The sequence below is a fragment of the Almyronema sp. genome (assembly GCF_052168255.1).
Lineage (GTDB): Bacteria > Cyanobacteriota > Cyanobacteriia > Phormidesmidales > Phormidesmidaceae > Sphaerothrix > Sphaerothrix epifaneia.
Map to the genome: position 1 here is coordinate 1 of NZ_JBQLZL010000019.1, position 7,022 is coordinate 7,022.

The window sequence follows — 7,022 nt, forward strand, 5'->3', positions numbered from 1 at the left end:
TGAGCAGTTAGGGGTGTCTTTGGAGTAGAGCTACAGATGACTTTTGATATTGAAGAGACGAACATCGCTTTAAACTCACACAAACCAACTCTGTAAAGCGGCTCTAACGTGCATCGTCACGATCCTTGCATACAGAACCTGCTACTCAACACACATCGGCAAACGGATGCAGAACTCAGTGCCCTGACCCACTTCAGATTGAACTTCCAGGCTGCCCTCATGTTTTTCGACAACGATTTGACGAGCGATCGCCAATCCCAGTCCGGTTCCTTTACCGACTTCTTTGGTGGTAAACAAATGGTCAAAAATCTTGCCTCTGACCGCCTCACTGATGCCTTTCCCGTTATCACTGATCCGAATTTCGATTGCATTTGATTGTGTCAATGCTGTTTGAATGGTGATGGTCTGAGGTTTGGACTCCAACTCAACAAACGTTGCCTGTTGTGCCGCTTCATCAAAAACATCGATCGCGTTTGCCAGAAGGTTCATAAATACCTGATTGAGTTGACCGGGAAAACATTTGAGCGCAGGAATATTGCCATAATTTGTCACAACTTCAATCGCTGGGCGCTTGTCGCTTGCTTTCAATCGATGCTTCAAAATCAGAATCGTGCTGTCAATCCCCTCATGAATGTTGAACGATACTTTGTAATCTTTGTCAGCTCTGGAGAAGGTTCTTAAACTGGTACTGATACTGCGGATGCGATCGACTCCTAATTGCATTGAGTGAATTAACTTTGGCAGGTCTTCCTGGACGTACTCTAGATCGATCGCTGCAATTTCCTCTTGAATCAAAGCACTGGGAGTAGGGTATTCCTGCTGATATAGCTCAATCAATCCAAAGACATCTTTGACGTAATCCAAAGCAGGTTGCAAGTTGCCCGCAATAAAACCAACCGGATTGTTAATCTCATGGGCCACTCCTGCCACCAGATTGCCCAATGCCGACATTTTTTCACTTTGCACAATCTGTAGCTGAGCGTTTTGCAAGTTATTGAGTGCATCTTCTAGCTGTTGAGCATATTGTTGCGCTTGTTCATACAGACGAGCATTCTCTAGGGAAATTGCCGCTTGAGCGCATAACAAAGTGAGAAGTTCGACGCGATCGCTAGTGAAAGCCCCCATCATTAAATTATTTTCCAGATACAAAATTCCCTTTAACTGACCTTGATGCAAAATCGGGCTACACAAGATACTTTGAGGCTGCTGACGGATGATATAGGGGTCGCTGGCTAAGGTTGGATCGGCACTTGCATCAACGATGACGGCAGTCTGCCTATCATGCTTGACTTTGTAAATCAGTTTGTGGGGAATATCCTGACTCTCTTCAATGGGAATCTGCTGCAAGTCAACTGGTTCTGATCCAGTGGTAATTGAACCTTTGATAAACAGGCGTTCACCTTTGGTGTCGCGTAGCGAATCGTCTCGCATGAGCATGAGCACGCATTTATCAGCCCCAGCATTTTCAATGACAATTCCAAGCAACGATGAAAGCAGTTTTTCCAGTTCAATTTCACCTGAGATAGCTTGAGAAGCTTTGAGAATGGCCTTTAAATCTAGGCTGTCTGAAACGCTACTGCTAGAACTCGTAGAACTGTCGGAGGTGACAGTCCCCAAGGCAAAGACGGTTTCGTTAACCGATATGGTGGCGCGGGTTTGTTGAAGAATCGGAGCGAGCAGTTGCGGATAGCGCTGTTCCAGGTCAGCGACTTTGGCTTTTGCACTCCAACGGGCATAACTATAGTAAGCTTCAATTATGTATTCTCCGGCTATGCGCTGTTTACCCCAATCCAGGTAAAACTTTGCTGCCAGTTCGTTACTGAGGGCTTCATCCTGAACATATTCGTTGACTTTGGCTCCAGAAATTGCCTTGTCATATAGCTCAATTGCTTCGGTTTTTTGTCCTAAAACTCGGCATTTTTCTGCCTTTATTAAGTCAACTTTATGTTGGTAATTCATGGGGGCATGGTGCGCCCATTGAGTCAGAATAGTTTGATGAGTCTCTGCCAGGGCGAGAGTGTTAGCTTGCTCGCTTTCTGAGTGCGTAGAGTAGAGTGTCAAGTAGGTTAATCCGGCATAAAAATGAAAAACCGGAATTTGAAGCATTCCTGTAGCTGACATCAAATAGCTGTTAGCTTGGGTGATATAGCCTAGAACATTGGTATAGTTGCCAAAAATATAGGCAAGCATCAGTTTATAGGTATAGGCAACAGCAAGGATGGTGAATTCATTATTTTGATGGTGTTTAGGAAACATCACCGTTTCATCGTAGGCAGTACCACTTAGTAAATCTGGTTGATTGACAATTTCCTTCAAGTTTTGCGCCGTCTGTTGTGTCACCCTTAGGTAAGTTAGGGGAGAATCTTGCTTCACAGTCGCCAAGACAACACAGTAATTCTCTATTTCTAGTTCCCAGTCATCCAGATTCACTCCAGTGAATAAACGATTGTAAAAATAAATAGATAAATGGTAACCAGCAGTGAGGAAATCACCAGTTTCCATTCCAGCCAGATACCCCGCTTTTAGCGTTGGGATGATTTCTCTGAGTGCTTCTTGACGATGCTGGAGAAAAGCGCCAAACACCAGTAAAGTTTGAGACTTAAATTCTTGGGCATTTAACTGATTGAGTAAGCTCAATGCCAATCGCCCAAAATCATAACCTGTTTTTACTTCTCCTAAAAAAGAAGACAGCACCTTGCCATAACCTATATATCCGAGGGTTGATGCAGTTGCATTCCCAAATTGAAGGGATAGACTCACCATTGTGGAGCAAAGCGAAGGAAATAAGGTAGGATTTGCCAAAAAAATGGGAGCAAACAATATTGCTAACAGTTGCATTGCCGCAATTATTCGAGGATTGCTCATCATAGGGAGGTGAATCAGTTCTGAAATCTGTTTGCCCTGGAGTTGGTCTGCAAGGGTTTGGAGTGCTTTGCTGATCAGGGCTTCGTTGGGTTCAGAAACAAACTCAACTCCTAATTGTTCAAGGGCATTTCTGCCTACAGCGATCGCTTTTAACATCTGACTCTGGGCTGTCAGTGCGCTAATTTGGATTTCATAAATCTTCACTTTGTCTAGTATGTTTTGGGCTGATTGCAACACCTCGGTTGCCATTTCTATCATCCCCTCAAAATCGGCATTCAAGTAAGCAGTTTCCGCCGCAGCTACATAAAGATTCAGAGTTAATTCATACTGATTTTGCCAACAGTCCACAGCAAGCAATTCTAGCCCTGTTTGCAAAAAACTTCTGGCGGTTGCATAAGCTGTAGAATTTCTGGCTTTCTGTCCGGCGGCTAAATTCAGTCTGGCTAAAGCTTCCCGTTCTCTTGGTTGAGTTATTAGCTCAATTGCTAGATTTAAATGCCCGACAATATCAAATAGCTTTTCCTCTTTTTCTATCTCTGGTAAGTTTTGTTGGAGTAATTGTCCGATTTTGAGATGAGTTGCCTGTTTTTGGTCGTCGGGAATTAGGGAATAGGCGGCTTGCTGGATGCGATCGTGTAAAAATCGATAGGTTGAATTAACTGTATCCTCTAAGTCAGACTGTTGTGTACCCTGAAAAAACTTATAAGTCTGGCTGGTGGGCAAAATCAAGCCTGATTGCAAGGCTTTCCACAATGCTGTTGCGGCATCGGTTGCAGAAAATTCTGAAACTATAGCTAATGTCTTTAAATCAAATTGTGCGCCAATACAGGCAGCAAGTTTGAGGACATTTTGGGTTGCATCGGGCAACTTTTGCAGTTCCAGTGCTATGAACTGTACTACATCATCAGTGAGCGAGAGCAATTTCACTGCTGCAATATCGCACTGCCAATGTCCTACATTGAAGTCATAAGCAATGTAGCCATCTTGATGCAAAGCTTTCAGAAATTGGGTTGCAAAGAAGGGGTTGCCTTTGGTTTTTTGATAAACTAACTCGCTCAAAGGTTGCGCTAGAACTCTTGTACAACTGAGGGTGTCAGCCACCAAATGATTGACATGAGATTGACTCAATGGAGCTAGAGTCAGGGTAGTGATGATTGCCAAGTCTTTCTTCATCTCCTCAAGTATTAACATTAAGGGATGAGCCGCAAAGACTTCGTTATCCCGATAGGCTCCAATTATCAGCAGATAGCCCATCTCGCTTTGATTCATCAACACTTGCATCAAGCTTAGTGAAGCGGAATCTGCCCACTGCAAGTCATCAAGAAACATTACCAAAGGATGCTGCTGTGTCGCGAACAAGGCTATGAACTTGCCAAATAACAAGTTGAAGCGGTTTAAAGCAGCACTACCACTGAGTTCTAGGACTGCTGGCTGTTTGCCGATAATTTGCTCCAGTTCGGGAATGACTTCTATTAAAACTTGCCCATTTTCACCTAAAGCAGACAAGATTTTCTCTTTCCACTGCAACAATTTAGTATCGCTTTCACTCAGCAATTGCCCCATCAAGTCACGAAAAGCCTGGACAAAAGCACTCAAAGGAATATTGCGTTTTAATTGCTCGTATTTGCCTTTGATGAAGTAGCCACACTGTCGCACGATCGGTTTATGCACTTCGTTGACGATGGCGGTTTTGCCAATTCCAGAAAACCCTGCAACCAGCATCATTTCTGTTGCACCCAGACTAACTCGATCGAATGCTTGCAGTAAAGTTGCTGCTTCGGTTTCTCGTCCGTAGAGCTTTTCGGGGATAAGGAGGCGATCGGAGACATCGCGCTGCCCTAACTCAAACCAGGCGTGTTTGCCTGTTGCTTGCCACTGTTGCTGGCATTGCATCAGGTCGTGCTTGAGTCCTAAGGCGCTTTGATAGCGGTCTTCGGCATTCTTCGCCATCAGTTTATGGACAATTTCGCCCACGATTAACGGTAAGTCTGAATTGACATCGCAAACTGAAGGGGGGTATTTTGCCAGGTGACAATGCACCAACTCCATCGGATCAGAAGACTGGAAGGGTAGCTGTCCGGTGAGCAGTTCAAACAACGTTACTCCTAATGAGTAGAAATCGCTGCGATAGTCAATGCCCCGATTCATGCGTCCAGTTTGCTCTGGCGATAGATAAGCCAGAGTTCCCTCTAGCACATTAGGATTCTGAATTTCCTGGTTTTCTCTTGGCAATAGCGAGGCAATACTAAAGTCAATCAGCTTAACCTGTTTCGTTTCAGGATGAATCAGAATGTTGGCAGGTTTGAGGTCTTTGTGTACCACGCGATGCTGGCATAGTCCGTGGAGGATATCGGCAAGTTGTAGCGCGATCGTCAACACGTCTGCCAGGTGCAACGACTGCTGCTGCATGTATTTACTCAACGCCACCCCACCCCAATCCTCCATCACCAACGCATAGCCACCCCCGACAGACTCCAGGCTCAACGGCTGAACGACTCCTGGAAGGTTGAGGTTTTTGGCAATGGTGTACTGATTGCGAAACTGAACTAATTCACTGAAGGTTGGATAGTCGCGCTGCAACATTTTGATCACTACCGGCTGCTGTGAGTTCGTTTTCACGGCTCGATACACGACCGTTCGAGAGCCGGAATACAACTGTTCGGTAATGGTGTAACCCGCGATCGCAGCAGGGGTATGACAAGAGATGTTGTCAGAAGGCTTCATAGCAATGGGTGATGGAAATCTAATTCAATTTCATTACCTCTAAGATTCCCTATGAGACCGGCGATTGTGAGCCATGGCAACGATTTTGGACAAAAAGGGCCATTTGGTCAACCCTTGCCACGTAGAGATTGGTAGTGTTCTAGACCTGTTAAAGCTCTGTCAGACAACTCGCCCAAATTCATGGCGATTGATAATTAGAAAGATGGTCATTGATATCACAACGTCAATGTTGAAAGCTTGCAAGAGCAGTCCAAAGAGAGCTGCTCAGAGGTGGCCTTTGGGGCTTGGTGGAGTCCCAAGTACGGGGAGCTGGGCGAGAGTGACGTTCCAGACGATGAGCTAACAGAGGCTCCTTGTTCTGTGTGTCAGGGATCCCTGGAGAAGCATTTCTACCCGAAAGACGGAGCTATTAAATCGATGCTGCGTTGCCACGATAAGGGGCAAGCGAGCTGTCCAGATGTGGCCTTCTTCAAGACCGATGAAGGCTACTGGAGTCCAGAGTATGGCGAATTGCAACAGGCCGTGAATGCATAAATCGCAAGTTGAAGTAGAGCAGGAGAGCAGAAAATGAGTACTCGCAATTTCAACGTCTTAACTATTGCTGGCAATATTGCCGCTGAGCCAGAGATCAAGTCAGTCACGACTCGCAGCGGTAAAGAGACTCAGGTGGCAGAAGTGACTATCTATGCCGAGCAGCCGACCCGTGACGAGAGCTTCCGCATCCGTTTATCCATTTGGGAAGGCTCTAGTACTTGGAGCGTATTGCCCTACCTGAAGACCGACAGCTTAATTACAGCTATCGGGCCAATGGGGTTTTCTCCCTACATAACGAGCACGGATAACTCACCGCGCGGGCGTGCAAATGGAAGTGGATCGCATCGTGCTCAACATCGTGAATGACGACAGCGAGTCAGGACGACACTGACCGGCAGCCGTCTGAGCCGGTCGAGGTAGCGGCGTAATACATCCCTTTATCCAGAAACTACTAGAACTGGAGCCGGAGATTTTGTCGTTCTACTGGAATGGGCGGCAGATTCTGCGGATTGAAGACGGAACAGTAGTGCTAGAGCGCTCTGTCCGTCGGAGTTCAGGACTGCTGACAGTTCATTTCAATGATGAACCGACCCCTGTGTACTTTTTACCAATTTCGTAGCTGAGCGATGGCTTTAAGTGAGGAGCGACAAAGTCAGCTTGCTGAGGCGTTCCAGGAGCGCTTACTGTCAGGCGATCGCTTCTTTAGAGCAAGGTGAAAAACCAATTCTGACAGTCTCCAACACGATGGGCAGCTTCATCGAGAACTACGCCGATGAGAACGATATTGCCCCTGGTGATTCCTTTGATGCTGACTTCAGCGACATCCTGACGCGATACCTAGAGCGTAGTCGAGATGTGCTGGAGAAAGACTACGACGGCACCACAACTCGCAGACCGCT

The 7,022-nt window shown here is 46.1% G+C and carries 3 protein-coding genes; 2 read left to right on the forward strand and 1 reads right to left on the reverse strand.

Annotated features, from left to right (window positions below; all coding sequences use genetic code 11):
* Positions 1-141 precede the first annotated feature (141 nt).
* Positions 142-5,589, reverse strand: a complete 5,448-nt coding sequence (locus ACTS3T_RS03335) for a trifunctional serine/threonine-protein kinase/ATP-binding protein/sensor histidine kinase (RefSeq protein WP_377961084.1) — start codon at positions 5,587-5,589, stop codon at positions 142-144.
* A gap of 567 nt (positions 5,590-6,156) precedes the next feature.
* On the opposite strand from ACTS3T_RS03335, the gene ACTS3T_RS03340 reads away from it, so the two are divergent.
* Positions 6,157-6,489 carry a single-stranded DNA-binding protein gene (locus ACTS3T_RS03340; RefSeq protein WP_377961087.1) on the forward strand — a complete coding sequence of 111 codons (333 nt, stop codon included), beginning with the start codon at positions 6,157-6,159 and terminating at the stop codon, positions 6,487-6,489.
* Between the two features lie 291 nt (positions 6,490-6,780).
* Positions 6,781-7,022 (forward strand): hypothetical protein (locus ACTS3T_RS03345; protein WP_462934787.1); only part of this gene is annotated, 242 nt, incomplete at its 3' end.

Bases quoted from the DNA above. Each gene is read 5' to 3' on its own strand.
- ACTS3T_RS03335 (WP_377961084.1), bottom strand. From the start codon at position 5,589: ATGAAGCCTTCTGACAACATCTCTTGTCATACCCCTGCTGCGATCGCG.
- ACTS3T_RS03340 (WP_377961087.1), top strand. From the start codon at position 6,157: ATGAGTACTCGCAATTTCAACGTCTTAACTATTGCTGGCAATATTGCC.